Here is a 16,969-nt window from a genome sequence, read left to right as displayed (position 1 = left end):
GTGCATCCACGTGAGCGCTGCCGTCACGCCGAAACGCGCAGGCCGAGGACGACCGTGCCCGCGGCGATGGCCAAGACACATCTCAGTTTCTGTAAGGGCGGGTCAGCGCCAGGTGAGGTCGGCGGCTATCACTCGGGCGGCCTCGGCGTCGGTGGCGTCACGGACCGTCAGGAGATCGTCCTCCTCATCCAGGACGGTGACCAGTCCCGAGAGCTCCCTTACCCGGCCGCTCAGTCCGGGAGCGGCTCGCCACGGCGCGTCGAACTCCTCCCTGCGGATCGTGAAGGTGGGAACTCCGCCGGGGTTGAGCTCCGCGGCGATGCGCGCCCGCACCCTGCGCTCGGCCTTCTCCCGCCATCGGTACGGGTCGTCGGCCACGGAAGACCGCCCATCCTCGTTCTCCTCCCGGCTATGCCTCTCGCTTCCAAAGTGTGATCCGGCCAGTGAACGATGCAGGACCGGCCAATCGGTCGAGGGGCGATAAGGCCCCGGTTCGGATGGGACTTCTCCGCTCCACGAATCAGGCCGAGCATGCGGGATCGGGTCGAACGCATCCCTGATCGGCCAGAAGCGCAGCAGAACATTCGCTACCCGTGGATCCTCCCAGAACTCATGGCCTTCCCCCCATGCCGGTGGGACCCGGTAAGCGCGGACGCCGTACAGGAAGAACGACGGCCCCAGCACAAGGCGGTCGGTGGGCCGGCCCCCGTCGGTGTCGTACAGTTCGACGATCCCCGAGCCGCTCAGGTAGGCACGCTTCCCGACCTCGGCCCACGGGGCGTCGGCGACGGGCGGCTCGGCGTCCCAGGACTCCATCCACACGTTGGCCGAGCCGTGATTCACGTGGCAGCGGACGCGGATCCAGCCGGGACCGATCGTCTCCAGGCATTCATCGTCCAGCTCTTCACCCTGTAGGTCCAATCCGGAGTCGGCCAGCTCGAAGCTCCCGTACTCCACGCTGATCGATTCCTTGATCTTCCGCAGCAGCTCAGCCATCCGCGGTCCTTTCCACAGGTTGGGGAGAGGACCGACGATAGACACCGCGGCCGACAAAAAGCCCAGGCCATGGTGGCCTGGGCTTTTGGGTGGTGCGCCGCCAGGGACTCGAACCCCGGACCCGCTGATTAAGAGTCAGCTGCTCTAACCAACTGAGCTAGCGGCGCAGAGCTATTAGAGATTATCGCATCGCCCAGACCACTCAAAATCGGATCAGCGAGCATCCGGACTCGATCCGGTCACGACATGCGGCGGAGGATGCGGGCCGCCGTACGCGCCAGCAGCTCGATCTGCTCCTCCGTCAGCTCGGCGTCGTGCTGCGACCGAATCCAGCGCGCGATCCGGCGCGGATGGGCGACGGTCAGGCCCTCACCCGTGATCGTGCCGCCGCGTCCCCAGATCGCACCATCCCGCGCGATCTTGCCGCTGTGCACGGCGAGCACGGGCGCGATCGTCACGTCGATGCCGGTCTCCCTGTTCAGCAGCGCCGCCATCGACGACGCGGCGTCGATGAGCCCTTTCGCGACCGAGGTGCCGAACTTCTCGTCGAAGAACAGCCGCTCGCCGTATCGCGCGATGATGGTGTCCGGCGACCAGGCCTCGTTGTCCACGATCCACAGGCCGCCCGGACCGATGACGAGGTGGTCGATCGACGCCGCGCCCGGTACGGCCCGGCCGTCCATGACGCGGTAGCCGTACCTGCGCAGACCTCTGCGCAGCAGTCGGCCGGCGCGCACCTCACCCCGGCGCTTGCCGCGCCACACGGCCGTGCGCTCGTACGACCGCCAGGCGATGAGGAAGTCGATGAGGGCCGCAGCGGCGGCGAGCACCAGGCCGGTGGCGAACGCGTCGAGCCCGAACCGGGCGGCCAGCAGGTTCCCCGCGACGAACCCGGCCACGGCGATGGCGGCACGGATGCGCAGCCTGTTCTTGCGTCCGGCATACCAGAAGGTCACATAGAGGTTCTGCGGTGAGGCACCGGTGAACTTCTCGTCTTGCGGGACATAGATCGACCCACTGGGCATGCGAACTCCCCCCACTCGTCGCCGCCGGCGGTGACGCCCGGCCCCGGCGGCGGTTTCTCCAGGGATACCCGATCGGGAATCCCAGCTCTCCTAAGGTGATGGAAGTAGCGCATTTCCGCCAGTCGACACTGTCCTGACCGAACAGTCGGTACGCGGCCGGCCCGTCTCTCCACCGGCCAGGTGGTCCCCGTGGATCACTTCGAAGTGGCCATACGGCGGTGCCGTACGCGTCAGATAACGTCGGGCGCATGACTGCCAAGATGCCGGAACCCGTTGTTCTCGAGGGCCGGGTCGTACGGCTCACGCCGCTGACCCTCGACCACGCGCCCGACCTGTTCACCGCGCTGGGAGGGGACGAGGAGGTGTGGCGGTGGCGGCCCGCCCCCGCTCCCGCCTCGGAGGAGGGCATGCGGCGTCACGTCGCCGCGCTCCTGGCCCGGCCGGCGACCACGCAGTTCGCCGTGGTCTTCAAGGAGACGGGGCGGGCCGTCGGCTCCACCGGCTACTGGGACGTTTCCGGCTTCGACGAGAGCGTGGAGATCGGCTCGACCTGGTACGGCAGGGCCTACTGGCGAAGCGCGGTGAACACCGAGTGCAAGATCCTGCTGCTCGACCACGCCTTCGGCACGCTGGGCCTCACCCGTGTTCTGTTCAAGACCGACATCCTCAACCTGAGATCGCAGGCCGCCATCGAGCGGATCGGGGGCGTCCGGGAGGGCGTGCTCAGGCGGCAGTATCGGCGGCCCGACGGCACCTGGCGCGACAGCCCCTGCTACTCCATCCTGGACGACGAGTGGCCGCCCCACCGGGCCCGCCTCCTCAACCGCCCGGTTCCCGATCTAGAGTAGGCGCGTTCCGTCCGAGAGGCAGGGAGCACGGCATGTCGCACGCTGTGGTGATCGGGGCGGGCATCGGCGGGTTGACGTCGGCGGTGGCCCTTTCGCAGGAGGGCTGGAGGGTGACCGTCCTGGAGCAGGCCGCCGCCATCGATCCCATCGGCTCGGGGCTGGCCATCGCCCCGAACGCGCTGCGGGCGCTCGACACGACGGGGATCGGCGACGAGGTCCGGAAGCTGTCCGCGATCCAGGGCGAGGGCGGCATCCGCCGCCCGGACGGCCGCTGGCTCTCCCGCTCCGACACCGACGCCATGATGGCCCGGTACGGCGACCCGATCGTGCTGCTCCTACGTGCGACGCTCGTCGACCTGCTGGCCGTACGGCTGCCCGCCGGCGCGCTGCACCTGAACCGCCGGGTCGAGTCGGTCGATCCGGAGGCGGGCCGGGTCGTCACGAACGAGGGGACCATCGAGGCCGACCTGATCGTCGCCGCGGACGGCATCCGGTCGGCGACCAGGAGAACGCTGTTCCCCGGGCATCCGGAGCCACGCTACGCGGGCGTGACGAGCTGGCGCGTCGTCGGCCCGGGATCGGACTCGCCGAGAGCCTCCGAGACGTGGGGGGCCGGCACCGTCTTCGGCGTGATGCCGCTGGCCGGAGGCCAGGTGTACTGCTACGCCACCGCGACGGTGTCGCCGGGCCTGCGCGCGTCGAGTGAGAAGGACGAGCTGATCCGGCTGTTCGGGGACTGGCACGCCCCCATCCCCGCACTGCTGGCCGCGGCCGATCCCGGCGCGGTGCTCCGCCATGACGTCTACAGCCTCGACACGCCGCTGCCCGCCTTCCATCGGGGCAGGACCGCGCTGGTCGGCGACGCCGCGCATCCGATGACGCCGAATCTCGGCCAGGGCGCCTGCCAGGCCATCGAGGACGCCGTCGTGCTGGCCCGGGAGGCGGGCGCGGCCGTCAGGGCAGGCACCGCCGTCGATCTGGCCGCCTACAGCCGGGCGAGGGTGGCGCGGACCACCCGGATCGTCCGCAGGGCGCGGACGATCTGCCGCCTCACCCGATGGCGCCGCGGGCCGGCCGTGGCCGTACGCGACGCGATGCTGCTGGGCATCGGCGCGCTCGGCACGAATGTGGCCTTCCGCCAGTTCGACGGCGTCTTCAACTGGCCGGCAGACCCCGACCACTGACCGTGAGGGATCGGAGCGGAAGGCAGGCCCCGGTCACTTCGGTCACTTCGGTCACTTCGGTCACTTGGCCAACTCGGCCGCCGCGCCAGGCGGCGGAGCACTCCGGTACAGCACCACGTATCCCTCGCGCTCGAACAGGGCCTCGTAGCCCATCGTCTTCAGTTCCTCCACCCGCTCCCGCTGCCGGTCCACCGACCCCCACGGGTAGGCTCCCCTGGCCGTGTCCGCCACGATCCACTGGGCGACCGGCGGACGGTCGTTCCACAGCAGCACGGTCGTCCGGGCGGACAGGTGCGGTCCCACGTGGTTGACCGCCTCGACGGCCACACCGCTGGGCACCATCCTGACCGCCTGCCCGACTCAGACTCGGCCCGCGCCCAGCGCGCCGCCGACAGAGCCGTCCACCTGGCCGTCCACCTGGCCGTCCACCTGGCTGCCGACAGGCACCGGCGGCTCATCGGTCGGGCTCGGGGCGGCACGGGTGTGATCGGGGGTCAGGCGGCCCAGCGTGATCGTGCCGCCGATCAGCACGCCGGCGGCCAGCAGCGCCGGGATCACATTGCCCGCGCCGGTCGGCAGCGACTCTCCCAGCAGTACGGCTCCCGCGGCGACCGACGTGATGGGATCGATCACCTGGACCCCCGCGTAGGCGATGCCGAAGTAGCCCACGGCGTACGACTTCTGCAGCAGCACGACGGCGAAGACCAGCAGCGCCGGGATCACCAGCGTGAACCAGTGCAGCAGACGGCTCAGGTCCCCGTTGAGACCGCCGCCGACGACCCGGACGAACGTGGACACGGTCGCGGTGACCGAACCCGCGCCGATCGCCATGAACAGCGCCTTGAGCGGACCGTGGAGCCATCGTGCCACCAGGAACGTGACGGCGACCACCAGGCCCACGAACCCGATCAGTCCCAGGGCGGACCCGTCCGACAGCACGGGGGTCGTGTCGTGCGCGGGGACCAGCAGCATCAGGCCGAGCAGCCCGGCGGCCACCGCCACCGACCCGATGATCTCGGGCCGCCGGGGCCGTCTGCCATGCAGCAGCGCGGCGAACGGCACCGCGAAGACGAGCGTCGTGACGCTCACCGGTTGCACGACGACGAGCGGCGCCAGGCTCAGCGCCACAGCGTGCAGGCACGCCCCGGCGAAGCCGATGCAGCCGCCTATCCACCAGCGCGGCCGCTTCATCAGCGTGAGCGTGGCGCCGTCTCTTACGGCCTCGAACTGCTGGACGGCGGCGCCCAGCGCGTACCCCAGCGCCCCGACGAGGGCGATCAGCACTCCCGCCCACATCATGGGCGCCGACCGGTTTCTGCGGAAGAAGTCACCGACCAAGACTAGGTCCCCAGCCGATCCTCACAGCCGTAGGCCGGGGACCGGCGGCGATCAGGAACCCTCGGGGCAGACGCAGAAGAGGTGTCCCTCGGGATCCGCGAGGACGATCCAGCCCTGGCCTGGCTGGAACTCCGGCTTGGTCGCCCCGAGTTCGAGGTACTCCTCCACCGCCTTCTCCACGTCGGGCACCCGGAAGTCCAGGTGGAACTGCTTGTCCGGGCCGGGCCAGGCGGCCGGCTTCCGGTCCGGCACCCGTCCGAAGTAGATGCTGACGGTGCCGTCGCCGATGCCGGCGTACTCATCCTCGGCATACTGCACCTCGAACCCGGTGATCTTCGAGTAGAACTCGGCGAGCTTCTTCGGCTCGGCGCAGTCGATGGTCACGGCGAGGAACTTCGCGATCGTTGTCATGCCCGCCATGCTGCCCGCCGTACCTGTCAGAGCGTGTCAGGTACGGCGGGCGCGGCGTGAGCAGTCACGGGCTGATGGCACCATGAACCGGGCAGATTGCACTCTGGCCAACGGAACTCGGGCAGACGGAACCAGTCCGGCGGCCCGGACGTTGAAGCGAGTGCCCTGCCCAGTCCATGTCGACCGGCTCATGTCGACCGGCTCAGGGTGACCGGCGGAAGCGACTGGCGGAAGCGACGGGCGGAAGCGACGGGCGAAGATTGGCGAGAGGGCGTGGGCATGGCGCGGGTGACCGGTTGGATCAAGCGCCTCCTCGACAAGCCGGGGAGCGTCGATCTGGCGCCGTTCCAGCGGATCGTGGCGGAGGCCGGAGAACTTGAGGCCGGTCTGCGCGACCGGGCCGAGATCATGCCGAGCGATGCGGATCGGAACGGCGCGGACCGGAACGGCGCGGATCGGATCGGCGCGGATCGGATCGGCAGCGCCGAGTTCTGCGCGGTCGTACGCGAGGCGGCCCGCCGCGCGCTCGGCGAGCGCCCCTTCGACGTGCAGCTCACCGGCATGCTCGCCATGCTTGACGGCCACGTCGTTCAGATGGCCACCGGCGAGGGCAAGACGCTGGTGGGGGCGTTGACCGCAGCCGGGTTCGCACTGCGCGGCAGGCGGGTGCACGTGGTCTCGGTGAACGACTACCTCGCCCGGCGGGACGCCGAGTGGATGGCGCCGCTGTACGGCGCACTGGGCCTGACCGTCGGCTGGATCGCCGAGAACTCGACACCCGAGGAGCGCCGGGCCGCCTACGTCAGTGACGTCACCTACGCGGCGGTGAGCGAACTCGGCTTCGACGTGTTACGCGATCGGGTATGCACCGAACCTGCCGACCTGGTCGTACCGGCCCCGCAGGTCGCGATCGTGGACGAGGCCGACTCCGTGCTGGTGGACGAGGCGCGGGTGCCGCTGGTGCTGGCGGGTTCGGCCGATCAGGGGGTGGCCCTGCCGGAGATGGCAGCGCTGGTCCGGCGGATGTCGAGGGGATACCACTACACGATCGACGAAGAGGGCCGCAGTGTCTTCCTGACGCCCAAGGGCACCGACACCGTGGAGAAGGCGCTCGGCGTCGACCTCTACGCCGACCCCGGCGTCGTCACCCAGGTCAACCTCGCCCTGCACGCCCATGCCCTGCTGGCCCGGGACGTGGACTACATCGTCAGGGACGGACGGGTGCACCTCATCAACGCCTCACGCGGCCGGGTCGCGATGCTGCAGCGATGGCCGGACGGCCTGCAGGCCGCGGTGGAGGCCAAGGAGATGCTCGCCCCTTCGGAGACCGGGGAGATCCTCGACTCGCTCACGGTCCAATCCCTGATCCGGCGTTATCCCGAAATATGCGGCATGACTGGTACGGCGCTCGCGGTCGCCGACCAGCTCCGCGAGTTCTACGACCTGCGGGTCGCCGTCATCCCACCGAACAAGCCATGCGTGCGAGTCGACGAGCCCGACCGGATCTTCGCCACGGCGGAGGACAAGGAGCAGGCGCTGCTGGAGGAGATCGCCGAGCGGCACGCCACCGGCAGGCCCGTCCTCGTCGGCACTCTCGACATCGCCGAGTCCGAGCGCCTCGCCGAGGCCCTGCGCGCCAAGGGGCTGGATCCCGTGGTGCTCAATGCCAAGAACGACGCGGAGGAAGCCGAGGTCGTCGCCCGCGCCGGGGCCCGCGGCGCGATCACCGTCTCCACCCAGATGGCCGGCCGCGGTACGGACATCCGTCTTGGCGGCGGCCGGGCGGAGGAACGCGAGCGGGAGGTGGCCGCGCTCGGTGGACTCTACGTCATCGGGACCGGCCGGCACGAGAGCAGCCGGCTCGACGACCAGCTCCGCGGGCGGGCCGGACGGCAGGGTGACCCCGGAGGTTCGGTGTTCTTCATGAGCGGGCAGGACGCGCTGCTCGCCGCCTACATCGCGGACGAGTCTCTGCCTGCGGCCGACGCGGACGGCGTGGTGCGCGACAGGCACGCCGCCTATCTCATCTCACACGCCCAGCGTGTGGCCGAGGGAGTCAACCTCGAGATCCATCGCAACACCTGGCGGTACACCCGCCTGCTCGAGCGGCAGCGCGGGGAACTCATGGAACGCCGGGACAAGGTCCTGCACGGAGACACGGCGGCCCGGGCGATGCTGGCCGCCTGCCCGGAGCGCTACCGGGAGCTCACCGAGGCGGTGGGGGAAGACGCGGTCCAACGGGCCGCCCGGCAGATCGTGCTGTTCCATCTGGACCGGTGCTGGACCGAGCATCTCGGCTTCCTGTCCGACCTCCGCGAGGGCATCCACCTGCGGGCACTCGGCCGGCTGAACCCGCTCGACGAGTTCAACAAGGAGTCGGTCCCCGCCTACCGCGCCATGCTCGACGAGATCGAACGACGGTCGATCGAGACCTTCGAGAAGGCCGACCTCACGCGTGATCTCGACGAACAGGGCCTGCGGCGGCCCAGCGCGACCTGGACCTACCTCGTCCAGGACAACCCGTTCGGCTCTGAGTGGGACCGGATCCTCAGCCGGGTCGCCGGCACCCTGAAGCGCCGCAAACGCTGAGCCCCTCCTCGCTCAACACACCCAACACCTTTCCCGTGATCTTGCAGTTTCTCGCAAGCCGCCCTCCTGACCTGCCCAAATCAACTCCGTAAAATCCCTGCTCACGGCTCGACGTGCGAGTATTCGCAAGATCACGGGGCAGGTTCTGGGTCGCGGACCTAGGCTCTGCTGTTTCTCAGGAGGTCGCTCACCATGGCGAGCGGCCGGGGACGGCGGCGGAACAGCGCCTTCACCCCGACTGCGGCGAGCGCGCCCACGAACACCGCGGCGGAGATCTCCGGGGTGGCCGTGGGAGTGGGGCACGGCGGCGGCGTGTCGTCCACCACGCGGTAGGCCCCGCTTGAGAACGGTTGCGGGGCACCCTTCTTGCCCGGGCCCGCCCCCCACTCGGTGATGACGTACTCGACGGGGATGTGACCGATGCCGCCGACACCGTCGACGGAGTACGAAGAGGTGTTCCACTCGCCGCCCGTCAGTTCGGCGAACGTCTTGCCGTCCAGATCGAGCATGATGCCGTTGCTCGACGGCACTCCCGGCCCTCGGTCTCCGACGAAGAACTCGGCCTTCTTCCCCTGGTAGGTGACGTAACCCTTGGTGCCCATCGGCCAACTCGGGCTGGCCGCGAGCCCTTTCTGCATCGGCAGGCCAGACGCGGGGGCGCCCGTGTCACCGTTGATGCCGGAGCCGTCGTCCCAGAAGTACGAGGCCGTCGTGCTGCCCTTGTACAGCACCTGCGCACCGCTCTCGACGGGGCAGGTGACGTCGTTGCTGGAAATGGGGGTCTCCTGACGTGGTCACGAATGGGTAATCGGACACTAAGTCAGGATCATGCACTTCAACTACGTTTGGCGACGAAATTTTACCTTTCGCCCACATCTCCATGATCTAGCTTAAATAGGACATCAGGCGCGAAAGGCGGACATCGACCGGTGCCGCCCGGATGGTACGGACTCCGTGGCAGCCGTCTCGTCTTCAGGCGCGCTTCGGCTCGTAGTGCAGCGCGACGACCCCACACTCGAACGGGTGAGCGGCGACAAGGCGGAGCCGCCGGTAGGCGCCGTTCGCGAACACCGGCATTCCGGCGCCGATCGCGATCGGGCTGACGAACAGGTGAAGCTCGTCGAGCAGCTCATTGGCGATCAGGCTCGACACGAGCGTGCCGCCGCCGTACGCGATCAGGTCCCCGCCCGGCTGGGCCTTGAGCTTGTTCACGATCTCGACGAGGTCACCGCCGGCGACGACGGCGTTCTTCCAGGGTGACTCGGTGAGCGTGTTGGAGACCACGACCTTGGGCGTGTTGTTCATCCAGTCGATGGTCTCCTCGGGCTCGCCCTCCGGCCTGGACTCCCATGCGGGGATGAACCCCTCGGCGAGCTTTCGGCCCAGCACGATGTGGTCGACCGGCGCCATCAGGCCCTTGATGTAGGTGCCGATGTCGTCGGTCCACGCGCCCGTAATCCAGTCCATCTCGCCGTTCGGGCCGGCCATGTAGCCGTCGACGCTGACCTGGGTCTGGAGCTTGAACTTGCGCATGAGCTGCTTCCTTTCCACGGCCTCCGACTTGGAGGAATGCGCGTTCGGAGCGCCTCCTCGGCGGAACGGTCTCCATCATGGCATCCGACGATTTTTTTTGTCAAGACATAAATATTCGTCGGCTAGAGATGCGGAGCCAGATGGGTCGGCGAAGTGTGAATGACCTGCTTGGGGCGGGTCATAGGTACTCAGAAGCACCGGAAGGACAACCGCCCGCATCGCTGCGGAGACCGTGATCGGCCCGGCTGGAACACGCCCTGGGACCGGCACGGAACGAACGGATGATCAGAGGAAAGCGATGGGTGTCGAGACCATGATCGCGGCAGACGTGATGAGCCGGACACTCGTCACGGTCGAGCCGGACGAATCACCACTGATGGCATGGGAGCTCATGCGGCGGGCGGGTGTGCACCACCTGCCGGTCGTGGACGACGAGTCCAGGATCGTCGGCGTGCTGGGGCGGGAGGACCTGTCCTCTCATTGGTCGGGAGGTCCGGCGGAACAGTCCCGGGTGCGGGTGAGGGAGCTCCTGCCCGACAGGCCTGGACCACAGGCGGCGCCGACCTCGCCGCTCGATGAGGTGGTCGCCCAGATGATCGATTCGGCGGCGGGCGCCGTTCCGGTGGTCAGCTCCCGGGGCACCCTGGAGGGATTGATCACCGCGAGGGACGTGCTGCTGGCGGTCGCCGGACGCGTTCCGCACCGCGAGGACGCCGACGTCAAGGGCGGGCTGTTCCGCCTGCAGCCGGTGCTGCCGCCACATTCGTGATCAGTACGACGGCGCCGTCCACCCGGTCGGCGGCCAGATCGGCCGGCGTGCCCAGGTCGTGTTCTAGCCGCGGGTGATCCTGCGCCCGGTGATCTCGACGGGCGCGATCCTGATGAACAGCTCCCGCTCGCCGCCCGCCCACGTCTCCAGGCCGGTGGCGGCGGCCTGCGCGCACTCCTCCTCGCCGGTGACGTGGTGGGCGCCGCCCCGTACGAGCACGCTCCACCCCTCCCGGCGCGCCTCGTCTATCCGGTCGACCTCGAAGGCGACCTTGAACTCGGCGCCCTCGACCCCGGTGCGGAGATCGGTGTCGAGGGGTCCGCCGAGCGCGGTACGGAACAGGATCGTGCCCGCGTCCATCATGTAGTTGACCGGCAGGATCACCGGTCCGGTCTGGCTGTTGAACGCCACCCGGCCCACGCCGCCCGAGGCGACGAGTTCCAGGCATTCGTCCTTGTCGAGCCATTCCAGCCGGGTCCGGCCGGAGTCGGCGCCCTCTGCCATGGGTACCTCCCGGTGATCGCCGCCGTTTCGGGACTTTCCGGCTTCTTCCTTCATCCGCATGCCCGATCCGGGCACGATCATCACACATTGTTCGTGAGGAGGCCGAACGGAATGGAAGTGCTCAGCAGCCGGATACTCCTGCGCCCGGCCGATCCGGACGCCAGCCGAAGGTTCTACCGGGATTTGCTCGGGCTGGCGGTGTACCGCGAGTTCGGACCGGCCGACGACCCCGGGGTGGTGTTCTTCCTCGGGCAGGGCTTTCTCGAGGTCTCCCCGGCCCCTGAGACCAACACGGTCTCGGAAGGCTCGCGCGGGGCCCACCTCCGGATCTGGCTCCAGGTCCGGGACGTCCGGGCGGAGCACGACCGGCTGGCGGCCGCGGGGGTGCCCGTACTGCGCCCGCCTCTCACGGAGCCCTGGGGGCTGATCGAGATGTGGATCGAGGACCCGGACGGCACGCCCATAGTGCTCGTCCAGATCCCCGAAAGCCACCCACTCCGCCGGGACCGCCGGTCCATCGACCTATGATCGTGCGAACCCGGGCCCGCCCCGCACAAAGTCAACCTGCGCGTAGGGTCATAATCCTCAGATGACCCAACACCCGAGGGAGTCGCCGAGATGAGGCGGACCAGGCGGGCGTCGGCCGTTCTCAGCGGATTCCAACATCCGGCCAAGATGATCGTGACGGCCTTCGGCCTCGCCGTACTGCTCGGCACCGCCGCGCTGGCCCTGCCGTTCGCGACCGAGTCGGGCGAGTCGGCAGGCTGGCTCACCGCCCTGTTCACCGCCACGTCGTCGGTGTGCGTGACCGGCCTGGCGGTCGTGGACCTCTCGACGCACTGGTCGATGTTCGGCGAGGTGGTGATCGCCGTACTGATCCAGATCGGGGGGTTGGGCATCATGACCCTGGCTTCCCTGTTCACCGTGCTCGTATCCGGCCGGCTGGGCCTGCGCGCCCGGCTGCTCGCCCAGGAGGAGCGGAAGGCCTTCGGCATGGCGGACGTACGGCACCTGCTGTCGCGCGTCGTGCTGTTCAGCCTGGCCTCCGAGACGGTCGTGGCGGTCATCCTCACGCTGCGGTTCGCCGGCGGGTACGGCGAACCGCTCGGCCGGGCGGCCTACCTCGGGATCTTCCACGCGGTCTCCTCGTTCAACAACGCCGGGGTCACCCTGTGGCCGGACAGCCTCACGCGGTTCGTGACCGACCCGTGGATCTGCCTGACGATCGCGGCCGCGGTGATCGTGGGCGGGCTCGGATTCCCGGTGGTGTTCGAACTGTTCCGCTGCTGGCGCCGTCCGAGCAGGTGGTCGCTGCTGACCAGGATCACGCTGACGGTCACCGCCGTCCTGCTACCGCTGGGCACGCTGCTCTTCCTCGGCACCGAGTGGAGCAATCCCCACACGTTGGGAGCGCTGGACGAGTCCGACCGGATGCTGGCCGGGTTCTTCGCCGCCGCGATGCCGCGTTCCGCCGGCTTCAACAGCCTGGACATCTCGCAGATGTATCCGTCGAGCTGGCTCACCACCGACCTGCTGATGTTCATCGGCGGCGGCAGCGCGGGCACTGCGGGTGGCATCAAGGTCACCACGTTCGGCCTGCTGGCGTTCGTCATCTGGTCCGAACTGCGCGGGGAGACCCATGTCAACATCGGCCACCGGCGGCTGCCCGAGTCGGCGCAGCGCCAGGCCGTCACGATCGCCGTGATCAGCGTGACCGTGATCATGATTGCCACCTACATCCTGCTCGTGCTGACGCCGCACAGCCTGGACCGGGTAATGTTCGAGGTCGTCTCGGCGTTCACCACGTGCGGCCTGTCCACCGGCATCACCTCCGACATCAGCCCGGCCGGGCACGCGCTGCTCGTCCTGCTCATGTTCGTGGGCAGGATCGGGCCGCTGACCTTCGGTTCCGCGCTCGCCCTGAAGGAGCGCACCAGGCGTTACGAGCTACCCGAGGAGCGGATCATCGTTGGCTGACAGGACAAGCGAGCCGGTCGTCGTGGTCGGGCTCGGCCGCTTCGGCACGTCCCTCGCGCTGGAGCTCACCCGGCGCGGCACCGAGGTGCTCGCCATCGACCGCCGGCCCAAGGTCGTGCAGAGCCTGGCCGGGCACATCACCCACGTCGTCACGGCCGACTCCACCGACATCGAGGCGCTGCGTCAACTCGGCGTGCCCGACTTCTACCGGGCCGTGGTGGCCATCGGCGGCGACCTGGAGGCGAGCATCCTGACCGCCTCGCTGATGGTGGAGCTGGAGATCGACGACATCTGGGCGAAGGCGATCAGCCGCCAGCACGGCCGGATCCTCAGCAGGATCGGCGTTCAGCACGTGGTCTTTCCCGAACACGACATGGGCGAGCGCGTCGCGCACATGGTCAGCGGCAGGATGCTCGACTACGTCGAGGTCGACGAGAACTTCGCCCTCGTCAAGACCCGCCCACCCAAGGAGTACGTGGGTGTCCCGCTGGGAGAGTCGAACCTGCGCCGCAAGCACGGGGTGACGGTCGTGGCGGTCAAAAGCCCGGGTGAGGAGTTCACGTACGCCACGGCCGACACCGAACTCGGCTACGGCGACGTCATCATCGTCTCCGGCCGGACCGAGCAGGTCGAACGCTTCGCCGAGCTGCCCTGAGCCTGAGCCTGAATCCGACGGTCCGTCGCTCTCACCGGTAGACGGCCACCGCGGCCTCGCCGAGGAGCAGGTCGACGGTCGCGACGATCTCCTGAACCGACCGGGAGTACTCGCCCGCGATGGTGCGCAGGCGCCCGATGAGCTGGCTCGACGGCTGATCGATGTAGAGCACCGACTCCAGGTGCAGCACACCGACCAGCCCGCACAGCGCGGCGCAGTGGGCGTCGGGTTCCTCCCTGCGGTCGGCGGCCGCACGCACCCCGGCGCGCGCGCGTACGGCCGCAGTGGTGTTGACCGGCTGGTAACGGGTCTGCGCGAGCATGCCCAGGCGGCGTTTGTTCACCTTGGTGAGCACGCCGGCGGCGATCAGGCTTCCGCAGGTGCGGTCGTAGATGTCCTCGGCGATCTGTTTGATCCAGATCTTGAGGTCGCGGTTGGCCCGATCGTTCAGGATCGCGGGGATGAGGCTGTCGGCGACCGTGTCGCCGATAGGGGTGCGATCGTAGACGGCGAGCTGTCCCTGGGTGACGCTGAGTCGGCCGCTCAGCGTGAGATCGAGCAGCACCGCCCCGGCGAGTCCGAGGCGCAGAGACGGCTGTTGGATCAACGCCTTGCCATCGTCGTCGTGGGCGATGAGGTACAGCTCCTGATGGAGCGGCAGCCGGTTCATGACGTCGGGGTGCTCCCTTGCTGCGCGAAGCCGGACAGGTCGGGGCGCCGGCCCATGGCGTACAGAACGACCAAGATCACTGCGCCGATGCCCAGCCAGATCAGTCCCAGCCACTGGGCCAGGATGCTGGCATTGATCACGACGTAGATGAGGATCGCCATCCCGATCAGGGGCATGACCAGGTGGGACCACAGATCGGTCGAGCGCTGCCGGCCCACGTAATGGACGATAACGGACACATGCAGGACTATGAAGGCGATCAGCGCGCCCATGCTGATGAGGCTGACGAGCAGGTTCGCGCCGTCCTCGATGTTGGCCATCCACACGCCCAGCACGACGGACAACGCCGCGACGAACAGGGTGGCGTTGGCCGGCACTGAGTGCTTGACCGAGATCTTCGCGAGGAAGGCCGGCAGCTGCCGGTCGCGTGCCATCGCATAGAGCAGACGGGACACGCCGACCTGCGCGACCAACGTGTTGGCCAGCCCCCAGGAGACCGCGGTCGCGACCGATGTGAGGTTCGAAAGCCAGTCGCCGCCCGCGATGGCGGCGATGTCGTAGAACGCCGTGCCGTTGTCTTCGCCGCTCAGCAGGGCGGCCGGATCCGGCACCAGCAGGGCGGCGACCCACACCTGGGTGATGAACAGCACACCGGCCAGCATGAGGGCCAGGCGCATCGCCTTGGCCACCTGGGCCGAGCCGCCCTTGGACTCCTCGGCGAGCATGCTGATGCCGTCGAAGCCGAGGAAGGAGAGCACCGCGAAGGAGACCGCGCCGAAAACCAGCGACAAGGAGAACGCGTCGGAGTTGAACAGCGGATCGAGGCTGAACCCGTGTCCCTTTCCCTGTGTGATCGCCCACACGCCGACCGCGATGAACAAGGCCAGGACGACCAGCTCAACGATGATCATCATCTTGGTGAGCGAGACGGTCATCCGGATGCCGCGCAGGTTGATCACCGTGTTCACGATCACGAATATGATCAGCCATATCCATACCGGGACCGCCGGCACGGTGGCGTTCATCGCGATCGACGCCATCAGGTACAGCAGTGTGGGAGCGAGGATGTAGTCCAGCAGGATGGCCCATCCGGTCATGAACCCGACCGGGGGCGCGATGCCGCGCCCCGCGTAGCTGTAGACGGAACCGGACAGCGGGAAGGCCCTGACCATCTGGGCATAGGACGCCGCGGTGAACAGCAGCGCGACCATCCCGATCAGGTACGCCAGCGCTGGCATGCCCTTCGAGACACGGTAGACCTCGCCGAAGATCGCGAATGGCGCGATCGGCACCATGAAGATCAGGCCGTAGAACACCATGTCGGCCAGGCCGATACCGCGCCGTAATTCCTGGCGGTATCCGAACCGCTCGATAGTCTCCTGTGGCTGCACCGCAGCCTCCTATATTCCGTTGTTTCGCAAGTTGCAAAGTTCGTCCTGCCCGCAAGCCGATGGCACGGGAATGCACTCCATCGACCGGGTCATAGGGGACGATCCTCCTCTAGGGAACGTCCTGCCGCAAGCCACGGGATAGGCCAACAGACACGACCTGGAACGGCCCGCCCCCGGCGCCGGTCACCGAGGAGACACGGTGAAGAGAGTAGAAAACTTCGACAGGCGGCCGATGCGACCGAAACTATTCTTCCCGGCGGAGAAACACGCCGTTGAGCGGACGAGCGACAAACGTCTCCGGAAGGACGCGAAAAACCCCGGGTGCTCTACGGCCCGGGGTCTCTCCTTCGGTGCGCCGCCAGGGACTCGAACCCCGGACCCGCTGATTAAGAGTCAGCTGCTCTGACCAACTGAGCTAGCGGCGCGTCCCCTCAAGACTAGCGGCACCTCGAGGTGCTCTGCGCCAGAGGGCCTCGGCCGTACGGCACGGGCGGACGGGAGAAGACCCGTGGAAGGCAATCAGAGCCTGTCCTGACCCTTACGTGTCCTGGATGTTGCCCCCTGTCGCCCCGGGTACGGATCCCGATGACGAAGGGAGATAGATCATGACACCGGACCTTTGGTCTTATCCCGCCAGCATCCAGGAGACCGGACAGGGCCTCGACATCGCCGGATACGCCGTAGAGGCCACGGACGGCAAGATCGGGTCCGTCGACGAGGCGAGCAACGAGGCCGGCCAGAGCTTCATCGTCGTGGACACCGGCCCCTGGATCTTCGGAAAGAAGGTCATGCTGCCGGCCAGCGTGGTGACCCAGATCGACATGCGCGAGCGCAAGGTCTTCGTCGGCCGCACCAAGCAGGAGATCAAGAGTGCGCCGGAGTTCGACTCGGCGGCGTACCGGGAGGCGGGCTACCGCGAGCGCGTGGCGGACTACTACGGGCGCTTCCAGGGCCCCGGCGGCATGCAGGGCGGCATGGGCATGTAGCGACTTACCGGGCCGCACGGTCCGGACCCGCCGCCACCGGCCGATCCCCATCCAAAATCCAAAGCAGCAGACAGACGTCCACCAAGGGCCGTG

The 16,969-nt window shown here is 68.3% G+C and carries 18 protein-coding genes and 2 tRNA genes; 8 read left to right on the top strand and 12 right to left on the bottom strand.

What is annotated here, in order from left to right; genetic code table 11:
• Positions 1-102: 102 nt before the first annotated feature.
• The 3 genes from ACFHYQ_RS18340 to ACFHYQ_RS18330 all read right to left on the bottom strand — a co-directional run bounded on the left by ACFHYQ_RS18340 (position 103) and on the right by ACFHYQ_RS18330 (position 2,021).
• Complete coding sequence (locus tag ACFHYQ_RS18340) at positions 103-996, bottom strand: hypothetical protein (RefSeq protein ID WP_394302376.1); 894 nt, start codon at positions 994-996, stop codon at positions 103-105.
• Positions 997-1,086: 90 nt separating this feature from the next.
• A tRNA-Lys gene (locus ACFHYQ_RS18335) sits at positions 1,087-1,163 on the bottom strand.
• Between the two features lie 72 nt (positions 1,164-1,235).
• Positions 1,236-2,021: an NERD domain-containing protein gene (locus tag ACFHYQ_RS18330; protein WP_394302375.1), complete on the bottom strand. Its 786-nt coding sequence runs from the start codon at positions 2,019-2,021 to the stop codon at positions 1,236-1,238.
• A gap of 248 nt (positions 2,022-2,269) precedes the next feature.
• On the opposite strand from ACFHYQ_RS18330, the gene ACFHYQ_RS18325 reads away from it, so the two are divergent.
• Entirely contained in the window at positions 2,270-2,869 is a 600-nt protein-coding gene (locus ACFHYQ_RS18325) for a GNAT family N-acetyltransferase (protein ID WP_394302374.1), read from the top strand.
• 32 nt (positions 2,870-2,901) lie between these two features.
• On the top strand, positions 2,902-4,053 hold the full coding sequence (locus ACFHYQ_RS18320; protein WP_394302373.1) for an FAD-dependent monooxygenase: 1,152 nt from the start codon (positions 2,902-2,904) through the stop codon (positions 4,051-4,053).
• 60 nt (positions 4,054-4,113) lie between these two features.
• On the opposite strand, the gene ACFHYQ_RS18315 is transcribed toward ACFHYQ_RS18320, so the two are convergent.
• From ACFHYQ_RS18315 to ACFHYQ_RS18305, 3 genes are read right to left on the bottom strand one after another with little or no spacing between them, the layout of a single operon-like run.
• Complete coding sequence (locus ACFHYQ_RS18315; RefSeq protein WP_394302372.1) at positions 4,114-4,395, bottom strand: hypothetical protein; 282 nt, start codon at positions 4,393-4,395, stop codon at positions 4,114-4,116.
• An 18-nt stretch (positions 4,396-4,413) separates the two neighbouring features.
• A complete protein-coding gene (locus ACFHYQ_RS18310) occupies positions 4,414-5,391 on the bottom strand; it encodes a DMT family transporter (RefSeq protein ID WP_394302371.1) in 978 nt (325 codons plus the stop codon).
• Between the two features lie 51 nt (positions 5,392-5,442).
• Positions 5,443-5,802 carry a VOC family protein gene (locus ACFHYQ_RS18305; protein ID WP_394302370.1) on the bottom strand — a complete coding sequence of 120 codons (360 nt, stop codon included), beginning with the start codon at positions 5,800-5,802 and terminating at the stop codon, positions 5,443-5,445.
• Positions 5,803-6,081: 279 nt separating this feature from the next.
• Between ACFHYQ_RS18305 and secA2 the strand changes: the two genes are divergently transcribed.
• The gene (gene secA2 / locus ACFHYQ_RS18300; protein WP_394302369.1) at positions 6,082-8,391 is read left to right on the top strand and encodes an accessory Sec system translocase SecA2; all 2,310 of its coding nucleotides are present in this window, start codon (positions 6,082-6,084) and stop codon (positions 8,389-8,391) included.
• A 158-nt stretch (positions 8,392-8,549) separates the two neighbouring features.
• Here the strand turns inward: secA2 and ACFHYQ_RS18295 are convergent, their stop codons facing one another.
• Both ACFHYQ_RS18295 and ACFHYQ_RS18290 read right to left on the bottom strand, forming a co-directional pair.
• Positions 8,550-9,122 carry a hypothetical protein gene (locus ACFHYQ_RS18295; RefSeq protein ID WP_394302368.1) on the bottom strand — a complete coding sequence of 191 codons (573 nt, stop codon included), beginning with the start codon at positions 9,120-9,122 and terminating at the stop codon, positions 8,550-8,552.
• Positions 9,123-9,363: 241 nt separating this feature from the next.
• Positions 9,364-9,924 (bottom strand): dihydrofolate reductase family protein, encoded by a 561-nt coding sequence (locus ACFHYQ_RS18290; protein ID WP_394302367.1) that lies wholly within the window; start codon positions 9,922-9,924, stop codon positions 9,364-9,366.
• Between the two features lie 298 nt (positions 9,925-10,222).
• Between ACFHYQ_RS18290 and ACFHYQ_RS18285 the strand changes: the two genes are divergently transcribed.
• Positions 10,223-10,693 (top strand): CBS domain-containing protein, encoded by a 471-nt coding sequence (locus tag ACFHYQ_RS18285; protein WP_394302366.1) that lies wholly within the window; start codon positions 10,223-10,225, stop codon positions 10,691-10,693.
• 63 nt (positions 10,694-10,756) lie between these two features.
• On the opposite strand, the gene ACFHYQ_RS18280 is transcribed toward ACFHYQ_RS18285, so the two are convergent.
• Complete coding sequence (locus ACFHYQ_RS18280) at positions 10,757-11,197, bottom strand: pyridoxamine 5'-phosphate oxidase family protein (protein WP_394302365.1); 441 nt, start codon at positions 11,195-11,197, stop codon at positions 10,757-10,759.
• A 111-nt stretch (positions 11,198-11,308) separates the two neighbouring features.
• Here ACFHYQ_RS18280 and ACFHYQ_RS18275 point away from each other — a divergent pair, with 111 nt between their 5' ends.
• The 3 genes from ACFHYQ_RS18275 to ACFHYQ_RS18265 all read left to right on the top strand — a co-directional run bounded on the left by ACFHYQ_RS18275 (position 11,309) and on the right by ACFHYQ_RS18265 (position 13,829).
• The gene (locus ACFHYQ_RS18275; RefSeq protein WP_394302364.1) at positions 11,309-11,725 is read left to right on the top strand and encodes a VOC family protein; all 417 of its coding nucleotides are present in this window, start codon (positions 11,309-11,311) and stop codon (positions 11,723-11,725) included.
• 90 nt (positions 11,726-11,815) lie between these two features.
• A complete protein-coding gene (locus tag ACFHYQ_RS18270) occupies positions 11,816-13,174 on the top strand; it encodes a TrkH family potassium uptake protein (RefSeq protein ID WP_394302363.1) in 1,359 nt (452 codons plus the stop codon).
• Complete coding sequence (locus ACFHYQ_RS18265) at positions 13,167-13,829, top strand: potassium channel family protein (protein ID WP_394302362.1); 663 nt, start codon at positions 13,167-13,169, stop codon at positions 13,827-13,829. The genes ACFHYQ_RS18270 and ACFHYQ_RS18265 overlap by 8 nt, the downstream gene beginning before the upstream one ends.
• A gap of 31 nt (positions 13,830-13,860) precedes the next feature.
• Here the strand turns inward: ACFHYQ_RS18265 and ACFHYQ_RS18260 are convergent, their stop codons facing one another.
• The 3 genes from ACFHYQ_RS18260 to ACFHYQ_RS18250 form a co-directional block, all read right to left on the bottom strand.
• Complete coding sequence (locus ACFHYQ_RS18260; protein WP_394302361.1) at positions 13,861-14,499, bottom strand: GOLPH3/VPS74 family protein; 639 nt, start codon at positions 14,497-14,499, stop codon at positions 13,861-13,863.
• Positions 14,496-15,890 (bottom strand): APC family permease, encoded by a 1,395-nt coding sequence (locus tag ACFHYQ_RS18255; RefSeq protein ID WP_394302360.1) that lies wholly within the window; start codon positions 15,888-15,890, stop codon positions 14,496-14,498. The genes ACFHYQ_RS18260 and ACFHYQ_RS18255 overlap by 4 nt, the downstream gene beginning before the upstream one ends.
• Positions 15,891-16,241: 351 nt before the next feature.
• Positions 16,242-16,315, bottom strand: a tRNA-Lys gene (locus ACFHYQ_RS18250).
• Positions 16,316-16,495: 180 nt separating this feature from the next.
• Between ACFHYQ_RS18250 and ACFHYQ_RS18245 the strand changes: the two genes are divergently transcribed.
• A complete protein-coding gene (locus ACFHYQ_RS18245) occupies positions 16,496-16,876 on the top strand; it encodes a PRC-barrel domain containing protein (RefSeq protein WP_204015032.1) in 381 nt (126 codons plus the stop codon).
• Positions 16,877-16,969: the final 93 nt, after the last annotated feature.

The sequence above is a fragment of the Sphaerimonospora cavernae genome (assembly GCF_042435035.1).
Taxonomy (GTDB): domain Bacteria; phylum Actinomycetota; class Actinomycetes; order Streptosporangiales; family Streptosporangiaceae; genus Sphaerimonospora; species Sphaerimonospora cavernae.
Note: the sequence above shows the minus strand (reverse complement) of the source record. Positions and strands in the feature narration are given on the sequence as shown.

What these genes read in the sequence shown, in the direction of transcription:
- ACFHYQ_RS18340 (WP_394302376.1), bottom strand. Translation starts at nt 996, where the DNA reads ATGGCTGAGCTGCTGCGGAAGATCAAGGAATCGATCAGCGTGGAGTAC.
- ACFHYQ_RS18290 (WP_394302367.1), bottom strand. Translation starts at nt 9,924, where the DNA reads ATGCGCAAGTTCAAGCTCCAGACCCAGGTCAGCGTCGACGGCTACATG.
- ACFHYQ_RS18245 (WP_204015032.1), top strand. Translation starts at nt 16,496, where the DNA reads ATGACACCGGACCTTTGGTCTTATCCCGCCAGCATCCAGGAGACCGGA.
- ACFHYQ_RS18305 (WP_394302370.1), bottom strand. Translation starts at nt 5,802, where the DNA reads ATGACAACGATCGCGAAGTTCCTCGCCGTGACCATCGACTGCGCCGAG.
- ACFHYQ_RS18275 (WP_394302364.1), top strand. Translation starts at nt 11,309, where the DNA reads ATGGAAGTGCTCAGCAGCCGGATACTCCTGCGCCCGGCCGATCCGGAC.
- ACFHYQ_RS18285 (WP_394302366.1), top strand. Translation starts at nt 10,223, where the DNA reads ATGGGTGTCGAGACCATGATCGCGGCAGACGTGATGAGCCGGACACTC.
- ACFHYQ_RS18315 (WP_394302372.1), bottom strand. Translation starts at nt 4,395, where the DNA reads ATGGTGCCCAGCGGTGTGGCCGTCGAGGCGGTCAACCACGTGGGACCG.
- secA2 (WP_394302369.1), top strand. Translation starts at nt 6,082, where the DNA reads ATGGCGCGGGTGACCGGTTGGATCAAGCGCCTCCTCGACAAGCCGGGG.
- ACFHYQ_RS18330 (WP_394302375.1), bottom strand. Translation starts at nt 2,021, where the DNA reads ATGCCCAGTGGGTCGATCTATGTCCCGCAAGACGAGAAGTTCACCGGT.
- ACFHYQ_RS18260 (WP_394302361.1), bottom strand. Translation starts at nt 14,499, where the DNA reads ATGAACCGGCTGCCGCTCCATCAGGAGCTGTACCTCATCGCCCACGAC.
- ACFHYQ_RS18325 (WP_394302374.1), top strand. Translation starts at nt 2,270, where the DNA reads ATGACTGCCAAGATGCCGGAACCCGTTGTTCTCGAGGGCCGGGTCGTA.
- ACFHYQ_RS18270 (WP_394302363.1), top strand. Translation starts at nt 11,816, where the DNA reads ATGAGGCGGACCAGGCGGGCGTCGGCCGTTCTCAGCGGATTCCAACAT.
- ACFHYQ_RS18320 (WP_394302373.1), top strand. Translation starts at nt 2,902, where the DNA reads ATGTCGCACGCTGTGGTGATCGGGGCGGGCATCGGCGGGTTGACGTCG.
- ACFHYQ_RS18280 (WP_394302365.1), bottom strand. Translation starts at nt 11,197, where the DNA reads ATGGCAGAGGGCGCCGACTCCGGCCGGACCCGGCTGGAATGGCTCGAC.